The sequence below is a fragment of the Rhodococcus sp. ACPA1 genome (genome assembly GCF_002300195.1).
Classification (GTDB): Bacteria; Actinomycetota; Actinomycetes; order Mycobacteriales; family Mycobacteriaceae; genus Rhodococcus_F; species Rhodococcus_F opacus.
The window spans coordinates 296,711-321,492 of record NZ_NSDX01000004.1 but is presented as its reverse complement, the minus strand read 5'-3'; the positions used below and the strand labels follow the sequence as shown (position 1 = coordinate 321,492).

The following is a 24,782-nucleotide window of genomic DNA, read 5'->3' as shown; positions in this document are numbered from 1 at the left end:
TACTTCAGACCCCTAAACCCAGTAGGGCACACGGGCCCGGTACTTGCGAAGCGCGAGGATGGCGGCGGCCCACCCGACGACGGTGATGGCCAGCACGATGTACCAGTGGTACGCCTGCTGATCCTGACCGATCATGGGCGCGCGCACGATGTCGAGGTAGTGGAACAGTGGGTTCAACTCGGCGAGTTTGACGCGCTCGGCGGCCTGCCCGCCCTGCGCCTCGAGGCTCTGCGTCGTCCACATGATCGGTGTCAGCACGAACAGCAGCAGCGTCATGCTGCCGAGGATCGGCGCGATGTCCCGGTACCGGGTGGAGAAGATGCCGAACATGATCGACACCCACGCCGCGTTGACGACGATCAGCGCGATCGCCGGGATCGCGGCCAGCGACATCCAGGTCAGGTGCCGCCACACCCCGAACGCGAACAGCATGATCACGTAGATCACCAGGTTGTGGGCGAACAGCAGCAGTTGCCGCCACACCAGCCGGTAGACGTGGACGCTCAGCGCCGACGGCAGCTGTTTGATCAGCCCCTCGTTGGCGATGAACACCTCGGAGCCCTCGAGGATGCTCGCGCTGATCAGGTTCCAGACGATCAGACCCACGGTGACGTACGGCAGGAACTCGTCCAGCGGGATGTCGAGCAGGGCGGAGTACAGGATGCCCATCGCCGCGGCCTGCACGCCGGTCGCGATCGTGATCCAGAACGGGCCGATCACCGACCGGCGGTAACGCTGCTTGATGTCCTGCCAGCCGAGGCTCAGCCACAGCTCGCGCTGAGCGAAGCCGTCCCTGAGGTCCTTGAACGCGCGACGGAAGGTCTGCGAATCGGACGCCGGGAGCGGGCCGCCTGCGGCCTCGGTTTCGATAGCGGATGCTGACACGGGCACCGAGCCTACCGGGAGTCGAGTTCCATGCTGTTTCGCCCGTTGCTACAGGTACTGGCCGGTACCGCTCGACTGCGACCCCGGATCGTGATTGTGCGCCCCGTGCGGGTTGCCCATGCTGATGCCCGGAGGCAGGGCTCCCTGACGCATCTGCTCGAGCTGGGAGCGGGCCGCCATCTGCTGGGCGAACAGGGCCGTCTGGATGCCGTGGAACAGTCCTTCGAGCCACCCCACCAGCTGTGCCTGCGCGATACGGAGTTCGGCGTCGGTGGGGACGGTGTCGTCGGTGAAGGGCAGGGTGAGGCGTTCGAGTTCGTCGCGCAGCTCGGGGGCGAGGCCCTGCTCGAGCTCGTGGATCGACGACTTGTGGATCTCCTTCAACCGGTTGCGGCTGGCATCGTCGAGCGGTGCCGCGCGCACTTCCTCGAGGAGCTGCTTGATCATCGTGCCGATGCGCATGACCTTGGCCGGCTGCTCCACCATGTCGGCCACCGACTCCGCGCCGTTCCCGTTCGCGTCCGCGGCGGCGTCGGAGCCCTCGGGCTTGCTCGCGGCATCGGCGACGGGGATAGCCATGGGCTGACCGTCGGGGCCGATCACGACGACGTGTTCATTCTCCGAGTTCGTCATGCCTCCATCTTGTCTGTTCCCGCCCGGCAGTGCGAAGGTGCGTCCGATTTGGGCCCTTCCCATCTTTGTTGCACTCCACAACAATCGATGGCTGGCTTCGACCGTATTGACTTGGGGTCTTAGAGTGTCGGGCATGGCTTACGACGTTGCCCGCGTTCGGGGACTCATCCCCTCACTCGGCGACGGTTGGATCCATCTCGATCCGCAGGCCGGCATGCAGATTCCGGACGCGGTGTCGCGCACTGTCTCCACGGCCTTCCGGGCGTCTGCCTCTTCGTCGACCGGGCGACATGTGTCCAGCCGGCGCAGTGCGGCGGTACTCGATGCGGCCCGAGCAGCCGTCGCCGACCTGGTCGGAGGCGATCCCGCCGGGGTCGTGCTCGGACCCGACCGATCCGTTCTCCTCGCCTGGCTGGCGGAGTCGCTGAGCACGCGACTCGGCCTCGGAACCGGCCTGGTGCTCTCCCGCCTCGACGAGGAAGCGAACGTCGCGCCCTGGCTCAGAGTCGCCAGCCGCTACGGCGCCCAGGTGCGTTGGGCGGAGGTCGAGATCGAGACGTGCGAACTCCCCAGCTGGCAGTTCCAGGACCTCATCACCACCACGACGCGTCTCGTCGCACTCACCGCCGCATCCCCGATCGTCGGCTCGGCGCCCGACGTCCGTGTCGCCTCGGACCGCGTCCACGAAGTCGGTGGCCTGATGGTCGTCGACGCGATCGGCGCAGCCCCCTACGCGCACGTCGACATCAACGAACTCGGAGCGGACGTCGTCGCCGTCGGCGCCACCTCCTGGGGCGGACCGCAGGTCGGGGCACTCGTCTTCCGCGACCCCACCCTCCTCGACCGCATCCCCGCCGTGTCGCTCAACCCGTATGCGCGGGGTGTCGAACGTCTCGAGGTGGGCGTGCACCAGTTCGCGCTCCTCGCCGGCCTCACCACGTCCATCGACTTCCTCGCGAACCTCGACGAGTCGGCCACCGGTTCCCGGCGCCAGAAGCTCGAAGCGTCCATCAGCTCGCTGCAGAACTACCAGGACACCCTGTTCGACCACCTCATGTCCTCGCTGAAGCGGCTACCGCAGGTGATGGTCATCGGGCGCTCGCCGAGCCGGGTTCCGACGCTCAGCTTCACCGTCGCCGGAGTCTCGGCCGACAAGGTGGCGTCGCATCTCGCCGACAAGCGCATTGCCACCGTCAGCGGCGTCCACGGCGGCTCCCGGCTGCTCGACGCACTCGGCGTCAACGACGAGGGCGGTGCCGTCACCATCGGTCTCGCGCCGTACACCACCCGCTACGAGATCGACCAGCTCGTGAACGAGCTCGCCACCCTGGGCTGAGCCCGCCGCCCGGTTTTGCCCGCTGTGCCCGCTGCCCAATGTGACATCCGTTTCGTTGGAGTGGACGAATGTCACATCGGGCGACGGCAGCAGCCAGACCGTCAGTTCCGCGGGATCGTCAGGATCACCTTGCCGACGGTGTCCGCCGAGTCCAGCAGTTCGTGCCCGCGCGGCGCCTCGGTGATGGGCAGTTCGGCCGAGACGATGGGATGGACCGCGCCCTCCGCGATCAGCGGCCACAGCCGCTTGCGGACGTCGGCGACGATGTCGGCCTTGCCCTCGTGCCCCGACTCGGCCCGCCCCCGCAGACCGGCCGCCGTCACGTGGCCGCGCTTGGACAGCAACTTGCCGAGGTCCAGTTCGCCCTTGCGGCCACCCTGCATGCCGATGACGACGAGCCGGCCGTCGGCGGCGAGCACGTCGACGTTGCGGTCGAGGTACGAGCCGCCCATGTTGTCGAGGATCACGTCGGCGCCGTGTCCGTCGGTCGCCTTGCGGATCTCGTCGACGAAATCGGCTTCGCGGTAGTTGACGAGGATGTCGGCGCCGAGTTCGCGGCAGCGCGCCAGTTTCTCCTCGGAGCCGGCGGTGACGGCCACGCGGGCCCCCAGTGCGACGCCCACCTGGATGGCATGCGTGCCGATGCCGCCGCCACCGCCGTGCACCAGCAGCACGTCGCCGCGGGACAGTCCGGCGCCCATCACGACGTTCGACCACACCGTGCACGCGACCTCCGGCAGTGACGCGGCGACGAGCAGGTCCACCCCCTCGGGCAGCGGGAGAAGCTGCGATGCAGGGACGGCCACCTTCTCCGCGTATCCGCCGCCGGCCAGCAGTGCGCACACCTGGTCGCCGACGGACCACCCCGACACTCCCTCGCCGAGTTCGGCGATCGTGCCGGAACATTCGAGCCCGAGGACGTCGCTGGCTCCGGGCGGCGGGGGATAGAACCCCTGACGCTGCAACAGGTCGGCGCGGTTGACGGCCGTCGCGGCCACGTCGAGGAGGACGTGACCGGGTGGAAGTTCCGGGTCGGGCTGCTCCGCCCACTTCATGACTTCGGGGCCGCCCGGTTGATCGATCGTGATCGCATACATGGGGACGACGCTAGCGAAATGCGTCGGCGCCCGGTGGATGTGAGCGATCACAGCGGTCCCTCGGCGTTCCCGGGGACCGCAGGCTACTGGAAAGTAATGTCGCACTACTAGACTGTGAACCTGTGACAGCAGAAACCTCCGACGCCGAAGCCGCGACCAATTGGTTGACCCCGGCCGAGATGCGCGCCTGGCGCGGGTACATGGACGGCAACCAGCGGCTGATGGACGTCCTCAACCGGGATCTGCAGGAGAAACACGATCTGTCCCTCGCGGATTACCGCATTCTGGTGCTGCTGTCCGAGTCGCCGGACGGTTCGCTGCGCATGAGCGACCTCGCGGACGGCGTCCTCTCCTCCCGCAGCCGCCTCACCCACCAGATCCGGCGGATGGAAGCGCAGGGCATGGTCACCCGCGACACCTGCCTCGAGGACGGCCGCGGGGTGCTCGCCGTCATCACCGACGAAGGTCGCGCCCGCCTGGCCGAAGCGGCCCCCACCCATGTGGCCGGGGTGCGGAGCAACCTCGTCGATCTGCTCACCAAGTCTCAGCTGAAGGTTCTCGCCGAGGTGTTCGAACGCGTCGACAAGGCCATCGGCGACCGCTGACCGGTTGCCCGCCGGCGCCTGCGTACCGATAAGATCGCCCACGGAAGCGTGGCAGAGCGGCCGAATGCACTCGCCTTGAAAGCGAGCGTCGTGAAAGCGACCGGGGGTTCAAATCCCTCCGCTTCCGCCAACGACCGGCAGCCCTGATCTGGTTTCTCTCCAGGTCAGGGCTGCTGTCGTATCGCTACTTCTTCCGGAGTTTCGGCTGCTTCGGCGGCAGTGCGCCGATCTCGGCGAGCGCCCGCTCCACCCACGGTGCGGCGCGGTCCGGGGTGCCACGCCACCGGTCCGGCAGGGCCAGGTACTCGCGCAGCGGCTTTTCGCCCGGACCGAACGGTCCGGCGCCGTCGGACGACGCCAGCTCGTCCCTCGCCTGCTCGGTGAGCAGCCGGACCCCGACTTTCGGTCCGAGGAGTCCGGCGAACATGTTGCCGTTGACGAACGCACCCAGGTTGCCGAACATCGGCTTCACCTCGACGCCGGGGGTGTCGGGGATCAGCGACCGGAAGAACTGTTTGTCCTCCTCGGAGGGTTTGGGCATCTTCACGGTCTACTGATCCTGACGTTCCTCGGGCGTCATGATGCTGAAGATCGCGCCCTGCGGGTCGGTGACGGCGGCCATGCGACCGACGGTGGGGATGTCCATCGCTTCTTCGACGATCGTGCCGCCGAGTTCGACGGCCTTCGCGGCGCTGGCGTCGACGTCCTCGACGGCGAAGTACACCCGCCAGTGGTTCGGTGTGCCGGGTTTCATCGGCTCACCGCATCCACCGACCTGGTCGTCGCCCACCTCCAACAGCGTGTAGGTGTACTCCGGCCCCATCGACATCTTCGACGAGGTGATCCCGAAGACGCTGTTGTAGAACGCGAGCGCCTTGTCGACGTCGCCGGTGTTCAGTTCGTTCCACAGGCAGGCGCCCGGGTCGCCGACGAGGGTGGCGCCGATGTGCTTGTTCGCCTGCCACAATCCGACTGCCGCCCCGGTGGGGTCGGTGACGAAGGACATGCGGCCCGCTTCCCCCACGTCGAACGCCGGCATCAGAACCTGGCCGCCTGCGCCGGGGACCTTCGCGAGTGTCGCGTCGACGTCGTCGACTGCGATGTAGGTGTTCCAGTTCGCCGGCGCCCCGGCCGCGGCCGCGTCGGGTTGTAGTGGCGCGATGGCGGCGACGTTCTCGCCGCGCACGGTGGCCATCGAGTAGACGGGGCCTTCGGGCATCGGCCGGTCGTCGTACTCCCAGCCGAGCAGTTCCGCATAGAACTCCTTGGCGGCGTCCTGATCGCTGGTTTGGAGGTCTACCCAGTCCGGTGTTCCCTGGGCGTATTCCGACTTGATGGGCATGACTGGACCTTTCCGTGTGAGGTGTCAGACGGCCGGGGCGGGGTGGCGGCCGGTGTAGGCGATGAGCCGGGTGACCGCGTCGCTGGTGTGCGGGGCGGGTACGGGGTCGTCGAACCCGACGGCCTTCCTGCCTTCGGGCGTGATGATCTTGTGAGTCAGCGACAGCACGTATTCGGCGAGAGGCTCGGATACGGCAACCTCGCCTCCGGTCGCTGCCGCGAAATCCCAGGCGTGAACGAGGAATTCGATCGACAGAATCCCCGCGGCGACAGTGGCGGGAGGGTTGTTCGTCCCGATCGTCACCGTGCCGTCCAGGCCGCGACTGCGCCACGCCTCCAGTGCGGGTTGGGCGAGGTCGGCAATTCTGGCCTCGACGGGTTTGCCCGGGTCGTCGTCGAACGTCGCGCCCGCCGCGCCACCGAGGGCAGTGATCGAACCGACGAGATGATCGGCGAGCTGCGAGACGGTGAACTCGGTGCACGCCGTCTGCTTGGACATGTCCTCGTCCGTGACGTCGCGCAGGACACGTTGCACGACCGCCAACGTCGCCTCGGCACTGGACAGTTCGTCGAGTGGATCCGGAACGGCCGCCCAGTCGTCGGGTCCGGCGTCACTCTTCTGCGCGGCGGCGACGAGACGGTCGAGGTAATGGTTCCAGCCCTCCGCGTGGCGGACGGCCTGTTCGTCGGTGAGCCCGTCGTGCACGAGTCGCACCTCGGTCCCGCCGGCGGTGGGGGTGAGCGTCACCGTCACGGTGGACGAGCCAGGTGGGAGTTCGTCGTCACCTTCCCATCCCCACGTGTACACCACCCGCTTGCCGGGGACGATCTCGCTGAACGTGCCCGCGGCCGAATGTCCGGGAACGACGGTCCACCGGTACTCGCCGCCGGCTTGCAGGTCGACGCGTGCCGCGACGGTCTGCCATCGCCGCAATCGTTCCGGTCTGGTGACGAGGTCGAACGTGGCGTCCGGGTCCAGCGGGACGACGACGGTCTTGTCGAATGGCATCAGCGGTCTCCTTCGGATGCTGCTTCCTCGGTGGCGTCCGCGACGAGGCGGTCGAGTTCGTCGATCCAGAAGGAGTCGAACAACGTGCGGAGTTGAACGAGCCCCTGCGGGTCGAGCCGGTAGTACCTGAAGCGTCCGTCCTTACGCGCAGTGACCAGCCCGGCCTCGGTGAGCACCCGGAGATGTTGCGAGATCGCCGACCGGCTCGCGGGGAAGTGTGCGGCGAGGTTGTTGACGGTCTGTTCACCTGATGTCAGCAGTTGCATGAGGCGTCTCCGGGTGGGCTCAGCTGCGACTTCCAACTGATCGAGCACGATCAATACGTTAGTCGTGACTAACGCGTTGTGCAATGGGTCTCGCCGCAGCGGTCGTGAGGTGGGAGAATTCAGAGCGACGAGGGAGTGAGAAATGACAACGTCAAGCCCCTGGCCCACGATTCACGACGAACGCCGCGCATTGGTGGACGACCTCGAACCGCTGACCGATACACAGTGGTCGACGCCGTCGCTCTGCGAACGGTGGACCGTGCGGGACGTGTTCGCGCACATGACGGCGACGGAGAAGATGACGCCGCCGAAGTTCGTCGGAAAGCTCGTCGGGTCGGGATTCCGGATCAACACCATGTTCGAGAAGGACATCGCACACGAAGAGGAAGGAACACCGGCGGAGTCGCTCGACGAGTTCCGGGCGCACATGGGTGACTCCACGCATCCGCCCGGCCCGATCGACGCCATGCTGGGCGAGATGATCGTCCACGCCGAGGACATCCGCCGACCGCTCGGCATCGCACACGAGTACCCGATGGAGGCGGTCGTCCGCGTCGCCGACTTCTACAAGAACTCGAACCTGCTGATCGGGTCGAAATCCCGGGTCGCGGGACTGACACTGCGGGCAACCGACACCGACTGGTCCACCGGATCGGGGCCCGAGGTCTCCGGCCCGATGCTGGCGCTCGTGCTGGCGATGACGGGTCGCCGCGCCGCCCTCGACGAACTCAGCGGCGACGGTCTCGACCAGCTGAAGTCCGCCCTGCCGAAGTAACGGCCCGGCATCCACCACCACCCCTTCTGCGTGGCCGCACCCGTATTCGGGCCCCAGAAGGGGTTGCGACTGCGTGAAACGGGTGTGGCTGCCGAGGCGGATGAGCCGGGACTACCGGTGGAAATCCCTGCTCACAGGGGTGGGGGAGCCCAGCGGCCGAGCGCCTCCACCCGGCCCTCAACTGTGGTGACTACAACGTGATCACGCCGGAGCACACAGCTGTCACAAAACCTCTAAGCTCTTGTTGACCGGACGCATTTTGTACTGTGCAATCGGGGTCCACACAGTCCGGGGAAGAGGGATTTCTTTATGCGTCGCGAAGCATTGGCTGCCGTTGGTCTGGCAGTGTCACTGACCCTCATGGGGCCGGCGTTCACTGCTGTGGCCGATCCGGCGCCTGCGCCGGTCGCGCCTCCGGGAAGTGGCGTCGCGAGCGTCGACAAGATCGTGCCGCTCACCGACACCCGTAGTGCCGTCTTCATCAATTCCCCCGCCATGGGGCGCGTCGTGCAGGTGCAGGTGCTGCATCCCGCCGGTGGCGGGTCGAGGCCGTCGCTGTACCTGCTCGACGGGGTCAGCGCAGGCGCCGAGTCGGACTTCCGGGAAAGCACCTGGACGCAGAAGACGGACGTGGTCCAGTTCTTCGCCGACAAGAAGGTCAACGTGGTGCTCCCGGTGGGCGGCACCGCCAGCTACTACACCGACTGGCAGCAGCCCGACCCCACGCTGGGTGTCAACAAGTGGGAGACGTTCCTGGCCAACGAACTCCCGCCGATCATCGACAAGAACTTCAGCGGCAACGGCGTGAACGCCGTCGCGGGTGTGTCGATGGGCGCGATGGGTGCCGCCAACCTCGTCACCCGGCACCCGCAGCTCTACCGCGGGCTCGCCGCCTACAGCGGATGCCTCGACAACACCCAGCCCAGCTCGCGGGACTCGGTGCGGGGCACGGTGGCGTTCAAGGGCGGCAACCCGGCCAACATGTGGGGTCCCGACACCGATCCGGCCTGGACCGCTCACGACCCCTCGGTGAACGCCGAAGCCCTGCGCGGCAAGCAGATCTACATCTCGACGGGCAACGGGCTTCCCGGACCGTACGAGATCAGCGGAGACATCGCGTCCACGATCGCGGTGGGTGGCCCCCTCGAGGCGGCGGCGAACGTCTGCACGCAGACGTTCCAGCAGCGCCTGACCCACCTCGCGATTCCGGCGACGTTCATCTACCGCAACGTCGGCACGCATTCGTGGCCGTACTGGCAGGACGAACTGCGCACGTCCTGGCCCGTCCTGAAGAGCGCGCTCGGCGTCTGACCGGCGTCCCTATCCGACCACGGTGATCCGGTCGGTGTTCGGCGGCGTCACCGGTGAAGTCGTCCCCAGATATGCGGTGAACGCGTCGAGGTCGCAGCCCGCGTGCACGGCCTCGGCGCGGGTGCGGAAGGCGTCGAAGCCGTCGCCGCCGTCGGCGAGGAACTTGTTGACGGCCACCCGGTAGGTGCCCTCGGGGACGACGGCGTCGCCGTTCACCCGGATGTCCGAGATGCGTTCGCCGACAGTCGCCGAACGGTTCATGGTGTACGTCAGCGAACTCGACGGCGCGAGGATCCGCTCCGTGATCGTGCCGTCTCCCCGCGGCTGGAACTGTTGCTCGAGGGCACGCTTCAGGGTCGTGCCGGTGACCGTCAGGACCTCGAGGGTGTTGCCGAAGGGTTGAGCGGCGTAGGTCTGCCCGTAGGTGACGGCGCCGTCCGGGCCGCGCAGCAGATCCTCGCGGAGTCCACCGGGGTTGGTGAGTGCCACCTGGGCGCCGTGCCCGGATCCGGCCGCCAGCTGGGCGTCGGCGACGACGTTTCCGAGGGTGGACTCGCCGCTGCCGGTCTCGTCGCGGGTGAGGTCGCCCGTCAACGACGCCACGCGCGCCGCACCGATCTCGGAGGCCTGGGCGGCGGCACCGTCGGCGAGCGACTGGATGTCGGGGTCCGACGGGATGTCGTGGGTCACCACCTGATTGAATGCCGACGCGCGGTCGCGGAGGACGTCGCGGGTGGTGCGGTCGATCGACACGTCGACCACCGAGACGATGCGGCCGTGCGACGCGCCCTGCATCATGACGCGCGGATTTCCCATCGGGTCGGGAAACGAGCAGTTGTACTGCTGGTGGCTGTCGGCCGTGAAGATGACGTCGACCTTCGGGGACACCCGCAACGCGAGGTCGCGTGCGGGTCCGGATGTCACCTCGCAGGAGTTGGGGCCGTTGTCGGCGACGGGTTCGGCCCCCTTGTGCAGCAGCAGCGCGATGGCCCGCACGCCGAAGAAGTCGAGGAGATCCGCGGTGCGGTCGACGGCGGCGAGTTCGTCCGTGAAGCGCAGCCCTCCCACCCCCTCCGGGGTCACCATCGTCGCGGTGTCGGCGGGCATGGTCGCGATGACCCCGACCGGGATTCCCTCGACGTAGTTGACGGTGAACGGCAGGGTCGCGGGCGCGCCGTCGTCGAACTCCATGTTCGCCGCGAGGAGCGGGAAGTTCGCGCCCTCGAACGTGTTTCCGAAGCGGCAGCCGTCGGCGGGATGACAGCCACCGGTCTGCATCCGCCGGAACTCCGCGTATCCCTCGTCGAGTTCGTGATTGCCGATCGCGGACGCGTCGACGCCCATCCTGTTGAGCAGCTGCACGGTCGGTTCGTCGTGGAACATCGCGGATTCGAGCGCCGACGACCCCCAGTTGTCACCGACCGAATACAGCAGCGAATGGGTCGCCTGGCCGCGCAGTTGGTCGACGTACGCGGCCAGGTAGGCGGCGCCGCCGGCCGGGACCAGCGAGCCGTCGGCGTGCTTCACCTGACTGCGGACGCCGGGCGGCGGTTCGAGGCTGCCGTGGAGGTCGTTGAAGGCGAGGAGCCGGACGGAGACCGCCGCATCCTGCGCCTGCGCCGCGGACAGCCCCGACGTCACCGAGATCGCCAGCGTCGTCGCCAGTCCGGCCGCCAGCACGGCAGTGCGGAGCGCGGCGGGGCGACGCATGTATGGGCTCCCTTCGGCAAACCTCACTGAGTCTGCCGACAGGGAGTCACGGGCGTTATACCCGTGGGTAACGTTTACGTCTCGAGCGTTACGCGCGGACCGCGACGTTCGCGATCGAGCGCGCCTCGGTGCTCGTCGCGAAGGCGAGGAACGCGTCGTTCTCCGCGGGATCGCCGATCGTGATCCGCACGCCGTCGTCGCCGTACGGGCGCAGCAGCACCCCGGCCTCGGCGCTGGCGGCCGCGAACGCTCCGGAGTGGGTACCCAACGGGAGGTAGACGAAGTTGGCGGCCGATTCGGGCACCTCGTACCCGGCGGCGAGCAGGGAGTCGCGCACCCGGTTCCGCTCGGCGACGACGCCGTCCGTGCGTGCCAGCAGTTCTCCGGACGCGGCCAGCGACGCGATGGCGGCGGCCTGCGCGACGGCATTGACCGCGAACGCGATGTGCACCTTGGTCAGCGCGGTGACCACCGCGGGATCGGCGACCGCGTACCCCACGCGGATGCCGGCGAGGCCGTAGGCCTTGGAGAACGTGCGCAGCACCACCACGTTGGGGCGTCCGCGGAACAGTTCGATGCCGTCGGCGTCGGACCGGTTGTACTCGAAGTAGGCCTCGTCGAGGGCCACCAGAACGTCGGCGGGGACGGCGTCGAGGAACCGCTCGAGTTCGGCCTTCGTCAGCGCGTTGCCGGTGGGGTTGTTCGGGTTGCAGACGAAGATCAGCCGGGTGCGGTCGGTGATCGCGGCCAGCATCGCGTCGAGGTCGTGACCGTGGTCGGCGGTGAGCGGAACCTTGACGGGCTTCGCCCCGGCCACCTGCGTGACCACGGGGTAGGCCTCGAACGACCGCCACGCGAAGATGACCTCGTCACCGTCGTTGCACGTGGCCTGGACCAACTCCTGGCACAGGCTCACCGAACCGCAACCTGCGGCGATGTTCTCGGTGGCCACCCCGAGGTGGCCGGCGAGCGCCGCGATCAGGGCGACATGGCCGTTGTCCGGGTAACGGTTGGCGTTGCCGGCGGCCTCCGCGATGGCGTCGCGCACGCTCGGCAACGGCCCCAGTGTGGTCTCGTTGCTCGCCAGCTTGATCGCGCCCGGAAAGTTCTTGCCGGGGATGTAGGCCGGAATCGTCTCGAGGTCTGCCCTGGTTCGCGGAGTCACCAGGCGATTATGCGCCTCCCGATTCACTGCGCCGACGCCCCCTTCGTGCCAAGGTAGTGGCATGTCGGGATTCTTCAGGGACAGTGCAGCCCTGCGGACGTCCGGAGACGCGCCGGAAAGCCCTCAGATGCGTGTTCCGCTCACCGCGGTTGAACCGGACGGTCCGGCGCGGGGCGGGATCGTGGTCCTGCACGAGTCGCGTACCTTCAGCGAACCTCTCCTCGATCTGATGCGCTCGCTCGCGATGGAGGGGTGGGTGACGGTAGCGCCGCACCTCTTCCACCGGGAACCGGCGCCGAGCGATGTCGAGGTGTTCGGCGACGCCCTGTTCGCCGACTTCGACGCCACCTTCGACTGGCTGATCGCGCGGGGCATCTACGCCGACTGTGTAGGGGTGCTGGGTTTCGACGACGCCGGAACCGCCGCCCTGCTCGTCGCCACGACGCGTCCCGTCGGCGCCGCGGTGAGTGTCGCCGCCCGCGGCATCGTCGAGCCCCTGTCGGATGACGCGCCTGCGCTGGTGCACGCCGCACCCGACCTGAAGGCCCCGTGGCTCGGTCTGTACGGGGAGGACGATCCGTCCACGCCACCCGATCAGGTCGAGCTGCTGCGCGACGCCACCGCCAAGTCGGACGTCGCGGGGCTCGTCGTGAGTTATGCCGGCCTGGCGCATCGGGCCGACGAACCGCCTCAGGTACCCGACGGCAGGGACGACGACCCGGGGGCCCAGGCCATTGTCGACGCGCAGCGGCGGATCTTCGACTGGTTCGACAGCCACCTGCGATAAAGCGACCATCGTTGCGCTCTGACCAGCCGTTTTGCCTTTGTGGTGGAAAGGTGTGTAATCTTTCGCACCGGCGGTCCGAAGGGATCGGAACCACCCCAGGGAGGCGTGCCAGAGCGGCCGAATGGGACTCACTGCTAATGAGTTGTCCCTTTTACGAGGGACCGGAGGTTCAAATCCTCTCGCCTCCGCCACACCGGGCCTAGTCGGCCGGTGCAAGCTAGACAACTGAAGAACATGCGCCCGTAGCTCAACGGATAGAGCACTTGACTACGGATCAAGAGGTTAGGGGTTCGAATCCCTTCGGGCGCACAAAGAAACCCCGTCAACTGCCGTGATGCAGGTGGCGGGGTTTCTCTAGGTCGGGCGATCTAGCAGCAGGACGTGCCCGCGGTGGCTTTCTCCCCGTCCGTGGCGGTGCCGCAGCAGGTGGCTCCCTCGGCGTCGGCGTCGAGGTGCCGGGGGCTCGACCCGAATGTGTCGGAGTCGGCGAGCACGGTGTAGACCTCCCACTTCTCGCCGGCGGGGCCGGTGACCCACACCTTGTCCTGGGTCGCGAAGCAACAGGTGGTGCCGATCTCCTCGTCGGTGAAGAGGCCTTCCCCGGTCAGTCGCGCGATCTCCTCGTGCACCCGGGCGCTCGATTCGACCTCGACGCCGAGGTGGTTGATGGTGCCGCCCTTGCCGGGGTTTTCCAGCAGCACCAGCTTGAGGGGTGGCTGCGCGATGGCGAAGTTCGCGTATCCCGGCTTCAGTTTTGCCGGTTGGGTATCGAACAGTTTCGAGTAGAACGTGACTGCTTCCTCCAGATTGTCGACATTGAGGGCGAGCTGGGCGCGGGACATGGCAACCTCCACCTATGTGACATATGTCGAATTTCTTACCTTCACAGAATCCCACCTTTTTGACATATGTCAAGAAGCTGGGAGGATGGAATCATGCCCAAGACGTTGCCGGTCGTAGATGTCTCCGCACCGATCTGCTGCGCGCCCGTCTCGGCCGCCCCGATGGCCGACGAGGCCGCCCTGCACCTCGCGCTGCGCCTCAAGGCGCTCGCCGACCCCGTCCGCATCAAGCTGATGTCGATCCTGCTGACCGCGAGCGACGGCGAGGTGTGCACGTGCGATCTCGCGACCGGCGTGGGGCTGTCCGAATCGACCGTCAGTCACCATCTCGGCCAGCTCAAGAAGGCGGGAATGGTCCAGCCCGTCCGTCGCGGCATGAACGTCTTCTACAGTGCGCGGACGGACGCCCTCGACGCACTGCGGGTGGTCCTCGACCCCAACTGCTGCACCTGACGGCGACCGGGACCGGTCACGACGTTCGCGTGCTCGATTCGAGACCGATCGTGGTGGTAGTCGAACCGAGACCGATCCGTGGCCAGCCTGCGGTGACCGCGATGAATCCCGACGTGGGTATCGCGTCCAGCCAGTAATGCGGTTCGGTGCGGTACTCGGGTGGCCCGCTCCGGCACGGCCTCGCCGCCGCCGCCGGATGGTAGGGGTCGGCCTCGCCCTCGATGTCGTCGACCCGCGCCCGCACCGACAAATAGGACCACCGCGTCGAGGGGTCGTCGGGGTCGGAGAGCGAGCGGGTCTCGTACTGCGCCAGCTCCGCGGGCCTGCCCGTCGCGGTCAGCGCCATCCGGAGGTGGAGGCCGTCCGGGAACGCCACCACCTCGAACAGCTCGAGCGTGAGGTGGTCTTCGGCCGTGAGGAGCAGGGGGCCGTGCACCCGGTGTCCTCCGGTTGTGGGTGGTGCTACTGCCGGCCAACGCGGTCTGCGCATGACCCCTATAGTCCCACCGATCCGAATGCAGATGCAATGGTGGACAACGAAGTTCATGCCGTGTAGGGGCGGGCGCAGCCGCGACCTCAGCTGGTGGGCGGGACGAACTCCGGCTGGTCGAGCAGTCGGAGCCAGGTTCCGTCCGGTTGCCTGCGGACGACCTGCGCCCGCGCACCGGATCCGTCCTCCGGTGGAGTGGATGTGAGCGCGATGTCGTCACTGATCAGCGTGGGGAGCGGGATCTCCGGTTCGAAATGCGGCGCGTTCGCGAGCACCGACTCCCACAACTTCTGGATGGCTGCCCGGCCGACCGTCCGGCCGCCGGGCGGATACGCCATGACGGCATCTTCCTCGTACAGGGCGGCGACTCCGGCCGCGTCGCCGGCATTGCTGCGTTCGACGAACAGTCGGGTGAGATCTTCGGGGTTCAGGGCCTTCTCGTAGTCGGGCACCGGGAATCCTTTCGTGGGTGAACTGCTGCCACTTCCCAGGATGGTGGGCCCACAACCGGAAGTCCAACAGATCGTTCTGCTGAATACTAGAATCAACGCTTATGGAACTCAGGCAGCTCGAGTACTTCGTCGCGGTCGCCGAGGAAGCGAACTTCACCCGCGCCGCCGAACGCGTCCACATCAGCCAGTCGGGGATCAGTGCGCAGATCCGGCAGCTCGAGCACGACCTCGGCGCCACGCTGATCGACCGGTCGAGCCGGACCGCGACGCTCACGTCCGCGGGGGAGGCAGCGCTCGTGCACGCCCGCGCGGCGCTCGCGTCGGCGGAGTCGATGCGGCAGGCCGTGGACGACGTCAACCAGCTGATCCGGGGCCGGCTCGTCGTCGGGATGGTCACCGCCTGCACGGTGAAGCCGCTGTTCGACGCGCTGTCCGCGTTCCATGTCGCGCACCCGGGGATCGAGATCACGCTGACCGAGGACAGTTCCGACCGCCTCGTCGAACGGGTCCGTGCCGGTGCCATCGATCTCGCTCTCGTCGGCACCGCGACCGCCCCGCCGGAGGGCCTGGACGCGTTCCCGATCATCAGTGAGGGGCTGGTCGCGGCCGTGCCACCCGGGCACCCGCTGGCCGGGCGTTCGCGCGTCACCCTGGCCGAACTCGGCAACCATGCGATCGTATGTATGCCGACCGGAACGGGGATCCGGACGGTCTTCGACCAGGCGTGTGCGGCCGCAGGCCTCCGCCCCGACATCGCCCTGCAGGCGAGCGCGCCCGACGCCGTCGCCGACCTCGCGATCCGCGGACTGGGGGTCGCGATCCTCAGCGCGTCGATGGCGACGGACTACCGAGGGCGGTTGACGGCGGTCGCACTGGACGACGTGGACATCCCCGCCGTGCTCGCGCTGGTCTGGAAGAGTCTCGGGGGTCCCGCGCTCCGCGAACTCGTCCTGCACACCCGCCGCTCCTTCGGGGAGCTGCAGACCGAACCGGCCGCGGTCGGCGGGTGAATCCTCACACCACCGCGGTCATCCCCCCGTCGATGAAGATCACCTGACCGTTGACGTACCGGGATCCGTCCGACGCCAGCCACACCGCGGGACCGACGAGATCGTCCGGGGTGCCCCACCGGCCCGCCGGCGCGCGGCCACGGAGCCACGCGTCGAACTCGGTGTCGTCGACGAGGGCCTGCGTCATCTCGGTGTGGATGTAGCCGGGCGCGAGGCCATTGATCTGCAGCCCGGACGACGCCCATTCGGCCGTCATCGCACGGGTCAGATTCCGCAGTCCGCCCTTCGCGGCGGTGTACGGCGCGATGGTGGGCCGGGCCAGGTCGCTCTGCACCGAGCAGACGTTGACGATCTTCCCGCTCCCGCGGGCGATCTGGAACCGTGCGACCGCCCGCCCGACGAGGAAGGCGCTGGTGAGGTCGGTCGTGAGAACCCTGTTCCAGTCCTCGAGGGTGACGTCGAGCAGCGGCTGACGGTGTTGCAGCGCAGCGTTGTTCACCAGGATCTCGATCGGCCCGACCTCCGACTCGATCCGCTCGACGGCGTCGGTCACCCGCTCGGGGTCCGTGACGTCGAACGCGTACGCGTGGACACGTGCCTCGCCGAACTCCTCGCGGAGGCGATCACGTGCCTGTGCGAGGCGGTCGGCCGACACCCCGTTGAGGACGATCGTGGCGCCCGCCTCGGCCAGGCCCCGCGCGAGGGCGTAGCCGATTCCCCGGCTCGAACCGGTGACCAGGGCGATGCGCCCGGACAGATCGAAGAGGTTCACAGCGCACGCACCGGGTTGCTCAGTGTGCCGATTCCGCCGAGCGTGATCTCGGCGCGGTCACCCGGTTTGACCGGGCTGAACGTGAACGGGCAACCCGTGAGCACGACGTCTCCCGGCCCGAGGGTCAGATACCGGGTGAGATGCACCAGTTGCTCGGACACGTTCCAGGCCAGCTGCCGCGTGGACGCCTCGGCCACCGTCACGCCGTTGACGTGCACGGCGATCGGCACGTCCCCGGGATCGAGATCCGTCTCGATCCACGGTCCCAGCGGGGTGAAACCGTCGCCGTGCTTGGCCTGGGTGAGCTTGTCGTCCAACGCTGTCTGCTCGACGGCGGTGACGTCGTTGCCGATCGTGTATCCGAGGATCGCGGACGGCACGTCCTCGGGGCGAAGCCTGCGGCACGTGCGGCGGACGACGACGGCCAGCTCGCCCTCGACGTTCACCTGCCCGAGCCCTTCGTCGACCACGATCGGATCCTCGGGGCCGATCACCGTGCGCGTCGACTTCATGAACGCCTGCAACGGGAGGTCACGATCTCCGGGTGCGCCGTTGTGGGCCATCCCGAGCAGGACCCGCGGTTCGGCGGGCGCGAGCAGGCGTACGCCGTCGAGGTCGTGTGCGGGTCCGGTGAACGTCAGGGTGTCGGCGTACGGATCCGCCACCTCGTGCCAGCGACCGTCGCGCAGGCACACCGGCCGCGGTCCCGAGTCGGTTGCGATGCGGGCCAGTCTCATGCGTCGACCCGATCCTTCGACTCGGTGGTAACGGCATCCGGTCCGTGGACCGGGTCGGCCATCGCGTCCCAGGCGAGCCCGAGGTCGCGGCCACGGGTTTCGGGTGTCACGAACGTGGTGGCGAACGTGATGACGCTGAGGACCAGAACGTAGATCGCGAGCGGCACCCACGAGTTGTTCAGCAGCGACAGCAGCAGTGCCCCGACGAAGGGGGCGATGCCGCCGGCGAGGATGGCGCTCGTCTCCCTGGCAACCGCGACGCCGATGTATCGGTGGCGATTTCCGAACAGCTCGGGCAGGGCCGCGCACTGCGCACCGAGCATCACGTTGACGCCGATCCCGTAGCTGACCGCGAGCGTTGCCACCACGAGAACCGGGCTGCCGAGCGAGAGCAGCCACCACGACGGGACCGCGAGGACGAGCTGCAGGGCCGCACCGAACCGGTACACCCGCATCCGGCCGAAGCGGTCCGACAGCGCGCCCGAGATCGGGATGACGAGCATGCCGATGGCGGCGCCGCAGGCGATGGCGAGCGGTCCGATCGACTTGCTGACACCCACCACCGTCGTCACGTAGCTGATGCCGAGGGTCTGGAAGATGTACGAGCCGCCGTTCTCGGCCATCCGGAGGCCGATGCCGCGGAGCACGCTGGGCATCGAGCTGCCGATCAGCTCCCGGAACGGGCTCTCGCTGATCTGATCCTGCTTCTCCAGCTTGATGAACGTGGGGCTCTCCTGCATTCGGAGCCGGATGAACACGGCGACCGCGATGAGGAAGACGGACGCCAGGAACGGCACCCGCCACACCCAGTCGAGGAGGAGGTCACGGTCGATCTGGCCGAGGATCGCGAAGACCCCGGACGCCATCAGGGTGCCCACCATGATCCCGACGAAGGGGAGTGCGGAGAAGAATCCGCGGCGCCGGGTGGGCGAATACTCCGCCATCAGCGTCGTGGCACCGGCCTGCTCGGCTCCGGCGCCGAAGCCCTGCAGCAGTCGCAGCGCGACCAGCAGGATCGGGGCCCAGATGCCCACCTGTGCGCCGGTGGGCAGGACGCCGATCAGCGTGCTCGCACCGCCCATGATCGCGATCGTGATCATCAGGACGGCCTTGCGTCCGAGGCGGTCACCGAGGGCGCCGAAGAACACGCCGCCGACGGGACGGGCGAGGAAGCCGACGGCGTACGTGCCGAAACTGGCCATCAGCGCGGCCGACGCACCCATGGCGGGGAAGAACAGCTCGCCGAATATCAGCGCCGACGCCAGGCCGTACAGGGCGAAGTCGTAGTACTCGAGCGCGCTGCCGATGGAACTGGCGAGCGTCGCGCGTTTGAGGTTCGCGGCGTACTCCGGGTCGTCGGAGGCGCGCACCGGTCGGGTGGATTCACTGCTGCCTTCCGGCATCTTCGAGTCCGCGCCTACTTGAATCTTCGATTCTGGGGACATCTTCTGCTCCGTTGTGGGAGGGGACCACGTCGAGCGCGGTCACAAACAGTTCGGTGTAGTGACCCAGGTCACTGGCGTGCCGAGGACGATACCGCGAAGACGGCCATTTGTCATATATAACTGAAACTGTTGACTGAATCACATGATTAGTGCAGAGTTTTTGTTCTGAACATATGGTCAGAATCGGCCCGTACGAAGGAATCTGCAGTGAGCGCACACGACTCGAAGCCACTCGACGGGCGACTCCGCGTAGTCGCCGCGACCCCCGTGAGCGAAGAGCTCATCAGTCTCGTCATTCGGGCGGAACCGCGCATCGACTTCATCCGCGAGCAGGATCTGCTCCCGCCCTCCCGATTCCCGGGTGATCACTCCGGCGATCCGTCGTTCTCCCGGACCGCGGAGCAGCAGAAGGCCTTCGACGACCTGGTCGATTCGGCGCAAGCCCTGTACGGCGTGCCCGACGAGACTCCCGCGGCGCTGACCAGGACGGCGGGCGTCAACCCCCAACTCCGCTGGGTGCACACGATGCCCGCCGGCGGCGGGGCCCAGGTGAAGGCGGCCGGCCTCACCGACGAGCAACTCGCCCGCATCGCATTCAGTACCTCCGCCGGTGTGCACGCGGAGCCGTTGGCCGAGTTCGCCGTATTCGGCCTGCTGGCCGGTGCCAAGACCCTCCCGCGCCTCCTCGCCCAGCAGCGCGACAAGGTGTGGAGCGGCCGCTGGGCCATGGGGACCGTGGCCGGGCAGCGCATCGTCATCGTCGGGCTGGGCAGCATCGGCCGCGCGACGGCACTGAAACTGAAGGCCCTCGGCGCCACCGTCGTGGGAACGAGCAGGCGCGACACCGCGATCGAGGGAGTCGACGAAATCGTGCACCCCGACCGGCTGGCCGACGTGGTCGGGGACGCGGACGGCATCGTCGTGACGCTTCCCGGAACCGACGCCACCGAAGGCCTCGTCAGCGCAAAGGTATTCGGCGCGGTCAAACCCGGCGTGACGGTGGTGAGCGTGGGCCGGGGCACCGTCGTCGACGAGATCGCCATGACCGCGGCGATCGAGGACGGGCGGGTCGGATTCGCCGCGCTGGACGTGTTCGCATCCGAGCCCCTGGCGTCGGGCAGTCCGCTGTGGACTCACCCGAACGTGCTGGTCAGCCCGCACACCGCAGCGTTGAACCCTGCGGAAGATCGCCTCATCGCGGAACTGTTCGCGCGCAATGCCACCCGGTTCCTCGACGGGGAGGAGCTGATCAACCGCGTCGACACCGTAGAGTTCTACTGACGCTTCCGCCTGTTTGTCGGCGGCGCGCCGGCGGCGTTCATCCCTCACGGATGATGTCTCGTCGTCCGGGCTCTGTGAGGCTCGAACGCAGTGCTGTGTCCGGGTGTTCGAGAGACGGGGTGATGCATGCCTTCCGTGGGCGCCTCGCTGTTCTGGATCGTCGCATGCGCCGTGATCGCCCCACTGCTCGCCGGGTTGTTTCCCCGGAAGCTGGTGCCCGAGGTGGTACTTCTCCTCGCCGCCGGGATCGTCATCGGCCCGCACGTCTTCGACCTGGCCGTCGAGGGCAGCGAGATCGAGTTGCTGCGCGACCTGGGGCTGGGTCTGCTCTTCCTGCTGGCCGGGTACGAGATCGACACGGCCGAGATCAACGGTCGCGGCGGCAGACGGGCCCTGCTGACGTGGGTGGTCTCGCTTGCCCTGGCGTTCGCGGTGGTGTCGTTGCTGAGCCTCGTCCATGTGGTCGACGCCGGAACCGCGGTGGCCATTGCCATGACGTCGACGGCGCTCGGCACGCTGCTCCCGATCCTCCGGGACGCGGGCGCACTCGACACCCGGCTGGGCAGGACGATCCTCAATCACGGCGCGTTCGGCGAACTCGGACCCGTCGTCGCCATGGCTGTTCTGCTCGGCTCCCGCGGGTCGGTGGCGTCCATCGTCGTCCTCGGACTGTTCACGGCCGCGGCGGTACTGGTCGCGTTCATCCCCGCCCGCGTGCGGCGGGAGGGTTCCCGGATCACCGCGATCATCCGGTCGGGATCGGAGACGACGTCGCAGACCACGGTCCGGCTGACCATGCTGCTTCTCGTCGCACTCACCGTGCTCGCGGCGTCGTTCGGTCTCGACACGATCCTCGGTGCCTTCGCGGCCGGGTTCATCCTGCGGCGGGCCACACCCGAAGGCGACGAAACACTCGAAACGAAGCTCGACGGCCTGGCGTTCGGGTTCCTGATCCCGATCTTCTTCGTGACGTCCGGCATGGCTATCGACGTCGCCGCGGTGGCATCGGAACCCGGCGTCCTGATCGCGTTCGTCCTGCTGATCCTGCTGGTGCGGGCAGGCCCGGTCTACTTCGCCGGGAGATTCGACCGGGGCGCCGACGGCACGGATCCGCCCTTCACCGTCCGCGAGCGCACCCAGCTGGCGCTGTACGCGGGAACGGGTCTGCCGCTGATCGTGGCCGTCACCGGAGTGGCCGTCGACTCCGGTGACATGACGTCGGCCAACGCCTCCGTGCTCGTCGCGGCAGGCGCGATCACCGTCCTCCTCTTCCCCCTCGCTGCGTCGCTGCTCGCGCCGAGCCCCGAACCGGCGGCCGACACGGCGGGCCCACGAGGAGACGAGAACCCCGGGAGCAGACAGTGACTCGAACCGAAACGACGCAGGCGCCGGCCCGAGCGACGCTGATCCTCTCGACCCTCATCCTCGTCGCCGCCGTCGCCAACCTGAACCTGTCGGTCGCGAACGTCGCACTGCCTGACATCGGGCGCGCCTTCGACGCGAGTCAGACGCAGCTGAACCTCGTCGCCGTGGCGTACTCCCTCGGGCTCGCCGCGTCGGTGCTCTATCTCGGGGCGCTCGGCGACCGCTACGGGCGCAAGCAGATGCTGGTGCTCGGAATGGCGCTGTCGCTGCCGGCGTCGGCGATCGCGGGATTTGCCGGGAACTTCGAAATACTTTTTCTCGCACGCGTTCTCGGCGGAGTCTCCGCCGGGCTCGCGTTCCCCACCACCCTCGCGATCATCACCGCGCTGTGGTCGGGGCCGCCCCGGACCAAGGCGATCGCACTGTGGTCGGCCCTCGGTGGCGCGATCTCGTCGCTCGGGCCGATCGTGTCGGGCGCGCTGCTCGAGCACTTCCATTGGGGCTCGGTGTTCCTCGTGACCCTTCCGCTCGCCGGTCTCGCCCTCGTGGCCGCCATCCTGTGGGTGCCCGCCCACGTCAACGAGACGACCGATCCCGTCGACAATCTCGGCGGCATCATCTCCGTCGTCTTCATCGCCGCCCTCATCCTCGCGATCAATTTCGCACCTGTGGACGGCGCCGGGGCGCTCGCCGTCGGTCTCGGGTTGATCGCCCTCGCCGCGGGAGCCGCGTTCTTCCTGCAGCAACGGCGGGCGGCGCACCCGCTGTTCGATCTGCACGTCGCCGCCCGCCCGACGTTCTGGGTGGCCGCCGTCGGCGGGGTGATCGTGTTCGGCGCGTTGATGGGTGCGATGTTCATCGGGCAGCAGTTCCTCCAGAACGTGCTCGGGTACTCCACGCTCGCCGCCGGATCGGCGATCATTCCGGCGGCCGTCGCGATGGTCGTCGTCGCACCCCGCTCCGCGAAACTCGTCGAATCGCACGGCGCCCGGTTCACACTGCTGCTCGGCTACCTGTTCGTCGTCCTCGGACTGGTTGTCGCGCTGGTGTGGTGGGACGAGGACGCGACCTTCTGGTGGGTGGCTCTCGCGTACGCGTTCGTCGGCATCGGGGTCGGGTTCGCCGGCACCCCGGCGTCGCGGTCGCTCACCGGTTCGGTGCCGGTGTCGCGGGCGGGCATGGCCTCCGGCACCTCCGACCTGCAACGCGACCTCGGCGGCGCGATCATGCAGTCGATTCTCGGGGCGGTGCTCACCGCCGGCTACGCGAAGTCGCTGGCGGCGACGATCGCCTCGTCGCCGGACTCGAGCCAGATCACCCCGGAAACCCAAGCGGCGCTCACGAAGTCGTATTCCAGCGCCGAAGTGCTCGCGGAACGCTATCCGCAGTACGCCGAGCAGATCATCGCGGCCGCCCGCAATGCCTTCCTCGACGGCGACGATCGGGCCTACCTCGCCGCGATCCTGGTGGTGTGCGCGGGGGCCGTGGTGGTGTTCTTCTTCTACCCGCACCGGGAGAAGGAGAAGCGGCTGCTGGCCGAATACGCGACCGAGAGAGCGCAGTAGGGGCGAATGTACCGCCGGTCGCCTCGGAAGCGCCGAAAGGTACATTCGCCCGGCGGTCGCGGAGTAAGTTCCCGAAAGGGGCACCTCGACGACGGGACGCACGATGACAGCTCAGGTCGTGACCAGGACGAATCGGCGACGAGGCCTCGCGGCGGCCGCAGCGGCATTGCTGCTGGTAGTGCCTGCGGCGTGCTCCGAGGACTCGTCCTCCACGGACACCTCCGCCACCTCCACGACGACGCAGACGGGATCACCCAACGCCGGGGCGGACGCGCAGATCGACCCCGGTGTCGCGGACCGACTCGACGAGGCGATCGAGAAGACGATGTCGATGGCGGCGATTCCCGGCGCGATAGTGGGCGTGTGGGGCCCCGACGGCAACTACGTGAAGGCGTTCGGTGTCGCCGACAAGACGACGGGCGCGCCGATGGAGACCGATTTCTACCACCGAATCGGCAGTGTGACAAAGACGTTCACGGTCACCGGTGTGCTGCAACTGGTCGACGAAGACAAGGTAGCGCTCGACGACCCGATCTCGAAGTACGTGGAGGGCGTGCCGCTGGGTGATCAGATCACGCTGCGTCAGCTCGCCCGGATGCAGAGCGGGCTGGCCAACTACTCGGCCAACGAGGACTTCCAGAAGGCGTTGCTCAGCGACCCGCAGGCCGCGTTCACCCCGCAACAACTCCTGGGTTACGCGTTCGCGCAACCCGCGACGTTCCCGCCCGGCCAGGGGTTCGAGTACTCCAACACGAACACGACCCTGCTGGGACTTGTCATCGAAAAGGTCAGCGGACTGCCGCTCCCGGAGTACGTGACGCAGAAGATCGTCCAGCCGCTGAAGATGGCGGGCACGAGCTTCCCGACCACCAACGCGTTCCCCGAACCGCACGCGCAGGGCTACACCGAGCAGACCTTGGACGACAAGGAAGCCGTGGCCACCAACTGGAATCCGTCCTGGGGATGGGCGGCGGGCGCGATGATCTCGACCCTCGACGACCTGCACATCTGGGCCCCTGCGCTGGCCACCGGCACACTGCTGCAGCCGGCCACACAGGCGCAACGGCTCGAGACGGTGAACGCACCGGGTCTGGCATCGGACGTGGGCTACGGCCTGGGCATCTTCGACGTCGCCGGCTGGATCGGGCACAACGGCAGCCTCCCCGGGTACCAGACGGTGTGCGTCTACCTGCCCGAGCAGGAAACCACGCTCGCGATCATGATCAACACCGACGTCCCCTATCAGGGCAGCGAACCCAGCACGGCGCTGGCGGGTGCCGTCACGGAGATCATCTCGCCGGAACACGTCTACAAGCTCAGCGCCGGAGTGCAGAATCCGGACGCGTCGTCCCCGGCCACGCCGACGCCCTCGGAGACCCCGGCAACGTCCTCGACGTCCGCCCCGCCGACCAGCTGACCCCATGTGAGTGGCAAGGCGTGCGCGAGCACA

At 67.9% G+C, this 24,782-nt stretch carries 26 protein-coding genes and 3 tRNA genes; 14 read left to right on the top strand and 15 right to left on the bottom strand.

What is annotated here, in order from left to right; translation table 11 throughout:
• Positions 1–12: 12 nt before the first annotated feature.
• Entirely contained in the window at positions 13–885 is an 873-nt protein-coding gene (locus tag CJ177_RS19380; protein WP_012691162.1) for an ABC transporter permease, read from the bottom strand.
• A 48-nt stretch (positions 886–933) separates the two neighbouring features.
• Positions 934–1,518 (bottom strand): bacterial proteasome activator family protein, encoded by a 585-nt coding sequence (locus CJ177_RS19375; RefSeq protein WP_005248783.1) that lies wholly within the window; start codon positions 1,516–1,518, stop codon positions 934–936.
• A gap of 133 nt (positions 1,519–1,651) precedes the next feature.
• Here CJ177_RS19375 and CJ177_RS19370 point away from each other — a divergent pair, with 133 nt between their 5' ends.
• Positions 1,652–2,854: a cysteine desulfurase-like protein gene (locus tag CJ177_RS19370; RefSeq protein WP_025431672.1), complete on the top strand. Its 1,203-nt coding sequence runs from the start codon at positions 1,652–1,654 to the stop codon at positions 2,852–2,854.
• A gap of 101 nt (positions 2,855–2,955) precedes the next feature.
• Here the strand turns inward: CJ177_RS19370 and CJ177_RS19365 are convergent, their stop codons facing one another.
• Positions 2,956–3,951 (bottom strand): NAD(P)H-quinone oxidoreductase, encoded by a 996-nt coding sequence (locus CJ177_RS19365; protein WP_095868386.1) that lies wholly within the window; start codon positions 3,949–3,951, stop codon positions 2,956–2,958.
• A gap of 122 nt (positions 3,952–4,073) precedes the next feature.
• Between CJ177_RS19365 and CJ177_RS19360 the strand changes: the two genes are divergently transcribed.
• Positions 4,074–4,556, top strand: a complete 483-nt coding sequence (locus tag CJ177_RS19360) for a MarR family winged helix-turn-helix transcriptional regulator (RefSeq protein WP_005248780.1) — start codon at positions 4,074–4,076, stop codon at positions 4,554–4,556.
• Between the two features lie 42 nt (positions 4,557–4,598).
• Positions 4,599–4,686 (top strand) — tRNA-Ser (locus CJ177_RS19355).
• Between the two features lie 54 nt (positions 4,687–4,740).
• On the opposite strand, the gene CJ177_RS19350 is transcribed toward CJ177_RS19355, so the two are convergent.
• From CJ177_RS19350 to CJ177_RS19335, 4 genes are read right to left on the bottom strand one after another with little or no spacing between them, the layout of a single operon-like run.
• Positions 4,741–5,103, bottom strand: a complete 363-nt coding sequence (locus tag CJ177_RS19350) for a TfoX/Sxy family protein (RefSeq protein WP_095868385.1) — start codon at positions 5,101–5,103, stop codon at positions 4,741–4,743.
• A gap of 3 nt (positions 5,104–5,106) precedes the next feature.
• A complete protein-coding gene (locus CJ177_RS19345; protein WP_005253264.1) occupies positions 5,107–5,898 on the bottom strand; it encodes a VOC family protein in 792 nt (263 codons plus the stop codon).
• 24 nt (positions 5,899–5,922) lie between these two features.
• On the bottom strand, positions 5,923–6,906 hold the full coding sequence (locus CJ177_RS19340) for a TIGR03086 family metal-binding protein (protein WP_095868384.1): 984 nt from the start codon (positions 6,904–6,906) through the stop codon (positions 5,923–5,925).
• Entirely contained in the window at positions 6,906–7,172 is a 267-nt protein-coding gene (locus tag CJ177_RS19335) for a helix-turn-helix transcriptional regulator (RefSeq protein ID WP_231914261.1), read from the bottom strand. Before CJ177_RS19335 ends, CJ177_RS19340 begins: the two co-directional genes overlap by 1 nt.
• Positions 7,173–7,314: 142 nt before the next feature.
• On the opposite strand from CJ177_RS19335, the gene CJ177_RS19330 reads away from it, so the two are divergent.
• Both CJ177_RS19330 and CJ177_RS19325 read left to right on the top strand, forming a co-directional pair.
• Complete coding sequence (locus CJ177_RS19330; RefSeq protein ID WP_095868383.1) at positions 7,315–7,947, top strand: maleylpyruvate isomerase family mycothiol-dependent enzyme; 633 nt, start codon at positions 7,315–7,317, stop codon at positions 7,945–7,947.
• A 309-nt stretch (positions 7,948–8,256) separates the two neighbouring features.
• Complete coding sequence (locus CJ177_RS19325; RefSeq protein WP_061041046.1) at positions 8,257–9,258, top strand: alpha/beta hydrolase family protein; 1,002 nt, start codon at positions 8,257–8,259, stop codon at positions 9,256–9,258.
• A 9-nt stretch (positions 9,259–9,267) separates the two neighbouring features.
• On the opposite strand, the gene CJ177_RS19320 is transcribed toward CJ177_RS19325, so the two are convergent.
• Both CJ177_RS19320 and hisC read right to left on the bottom strand, forming a co-directional pair.
• Positions 9,268–10,968: a bifunctional UDP-sugar hydrolase/5'-nucleotidase gene (locus CJ177_RS19320; protein WP_095868382.1), complete on the bottom strand. Its 1,701-nt coding sequence runs from the start codon at positions 10,966–10,968 to the stop codon at positions 9,268–9,270.
• A gap of 88 nt (positions 10,969–11,056) precedes the next feature.
• Entirely contained in the window at positions 11,057–12,133 is a 1,077-nt protein-coding gene (hisC, locus tag CJ177_RS19315) for a histidinol-phosphate transaminase (RefSeq protein ID WP_025431674.1), read from the bottom strand.
• A gap of 61 nt (positions 12,134–12,194) precedes the next feature.
• Here hisC and CJ177_RS19310 point away from each other — a divergent pair, with 61 nt between their 5' ends.
• The 3 genes from CJ177_RS19310 (at position 12,195) to CJ177_RS19300 (ending at position 13,229) form a co-directional block, all read left to right on the top strand.
• Entirely contained in the window at positions 12,195–12,920 is a 726-nt protein-coding gene (locus tag CJ177_RS19310) for a dienelactone hydrolase family protein (protein ID WP_005248772.1), read from the top strand.
• A 99-nt stretch (positions 12,921–13,019) separates the two neighbouring features.
• Positions 13,020–13,111: transfer RNA gene (locus CJ177_RS19305), tRNA-Ser, on the top strand.
• 45 nt (positions 13,112–13,156) lie between these two features.
• Positions 13,157–13,229 (top strand) — tRNA-Arg (locus CJ177_RS19300).
• A 59-nt stretch (positions 13,230–13,288) separates the two neighbouring features.
• Here the strand turns inward: CJ177_RS19300 and CJ177_RS19295 are convergent.
• Positions 13,289–13,762 (bottom strand): ArsI/CadI family heavy metal resistance metalloenzyme, encoded by a 474-nt coding sequence (locus tag CJ177_RS19295; RefSeq protein ID WP_095868380.1) that lies wholly within the window; start codon positions 13,760–13,762, stop codon positions 13,289–13,291.
• 93 nt (positions 13,763–13,855) lie between these two features.
• Between CJ177_RS19295 and CJ177_RS19290 the strand changes: the two genes are divergently transcribed.
• Positions 13,856–14,215, top strand: coding sequence for an Rv2640c family ArsR-like transcriptional regulator (locus tag CJ177_RS19290; protein ID WP_095868379.1), 360 nt, complete (start codon positions 13,856–13,858; stop codon positions 14,213–14,215).
• Positions 14,216–14,231: 16 nt separating this feature from the next.
• Here the strand turns inward: CJ177_RS19290 and CJ177_RS19285 are convergent, their stop codons facing one another.
• Positions 14,232–14,705, bottom strand: a complete 474-nt coding sequence (locus CJ177_RS19285) for a hypothetical protein (RefSeq protein ID WP_005248769.1) — start codon at positions 14,703–14,705, stop codon at positions 14,232–14,234.
• An 86-nt stretch (positions 14,706–14,791) separates the two neighbouring features.
• Positions 14,792–15,157, bottom strand: a complete 366-nt coding sequence (locus tag CJ177_RS19280; protein WP_095868378.1) for a nuclear transport factor 2 family protein — start codon at positions 15,155–15,157, stop codon at positions 14,792–14,794.
• Between the two features lie 101 nt (positions 15,158–15,258).
• Here CJ177_RS19280 and CJ177_RS19275 point away from each other — a divergent pair, with 101 nt between their 5' ends.
• Entirely contained in the window at positions 15,259–16,167 is a 909-nt protein-coding gene (locus CJ177_RS19275; RefSeq protein ID WP_095868377.1) for a LysR family transcriptional regulator, read from the top strand.
• A gap of 4 nt (positions 16,168–16,171) precedes the next feature.
• Here CJ177_RS19275 and CJ177_RS19270 read toward each other — a convergent pair whose 3' ends face one another.
• Genes CJ177_RS19270 through CJ177_RS19260 form a run of 3 tightly spaced genes read right to left on the bottom strand, consistent with a single transcriptional unit; the run spans position 16,172 to position 19,121 of the window.
• On the bottom strand, positions 16,172–16,939 hold the full coding sequence (locus CJ177_RS19270) for an SDR family oxidoreductase (RefSeq protein WP_005248766.1): 768 nt from the start codon (positions 16,937–16,939) through the stop codon (positions 16,172–16,174).
• Positions 16,936–17,676, bottom strand: coding sequence for a fumarylacetoacetate hydrolase family protein (locus CJ177_RS19265; protein WP_095868376.1), 741 nt, complete (start codon positions 17,674–17,676; stop codon positions 16,936–16,938). The genes CJ177_RS19270 and CJ177_RS19265 overlap by 4 nt, the downstream gene beginning before the upstream one ends.
• The gene (locus CJ177_RS19260; RefSeq protein ID WP_373560053.1) at positions 17,673–19,121 is read right to left on the bottom strand and encodes an MFS transporter; all 1,449 of its coding nucleotides are present in this window, start codon (positions 19,119–19,121) and stop codon (positions 17,673–17,675) included. Before CJ177_RS19260 ends, CJ177_RS19265 begins: the two co-directional genes overlap by 4 nt.
• Positions 19,122–19,328: 207 nt before the next feature.
• Between CJ177_RS19260 and CJ177_RS19255 the strand changes: the two genes are divergently transcribed.
• The 4 genes from CJ177_RS19255 (at position 19,329) to CJ177_RS19240 (ending at position 24,749) form a co-directional block, all read left to right on the top strand.
• On the top strand, positions 19,329–20,402 hold the full coding sequence (locus CJ177_RS19255; protein ID WP_061699973.1) for a D-2-hydroxyacid dehydrogenase: 1,074 nt from the start codon (positions 19,329–19,331) through the stop codon (positions 20,400–20,402).
• A 126-nt stretch (positions 20,403–20,528) separates the two neighbouring features.
• Complete coding sequence (locus tag CJ177_RS19250) at positions 20,529–21,767, top strand: cation:proton antiporter (protein ID WP_095868374.1); 1,239 nt, start codon at positions 20,529–20,531, stop codon at positions 21,765–21,767.
• Entirely contained in the window at positions 21,764–23,332 is a 1,569-nt protein-coding gene (locus tag CJ177_RS19245; protein WP_095868373.1) for an MFS transporter, read from the top strand. Before CJ177_RS19250 ends, CJ177_RS19245 begins: the two co-directional genes overlap by 4 nt.
• 103 nt (positions 23,333–23,435) lie before the next feature.
• Positions 23,436–24,749: a serine hydrolase gene (locus tag CJ177_RS19240; protein ID WP_005248760.1), complete on the top strand. Its 1,314-nt coding sequence runs from the start codon at positions 23,436–23,438 to the stop codon at positions 24,747–24,749.
• Positions 24,750–24,782: the final 33 nt, after the last annotated feature.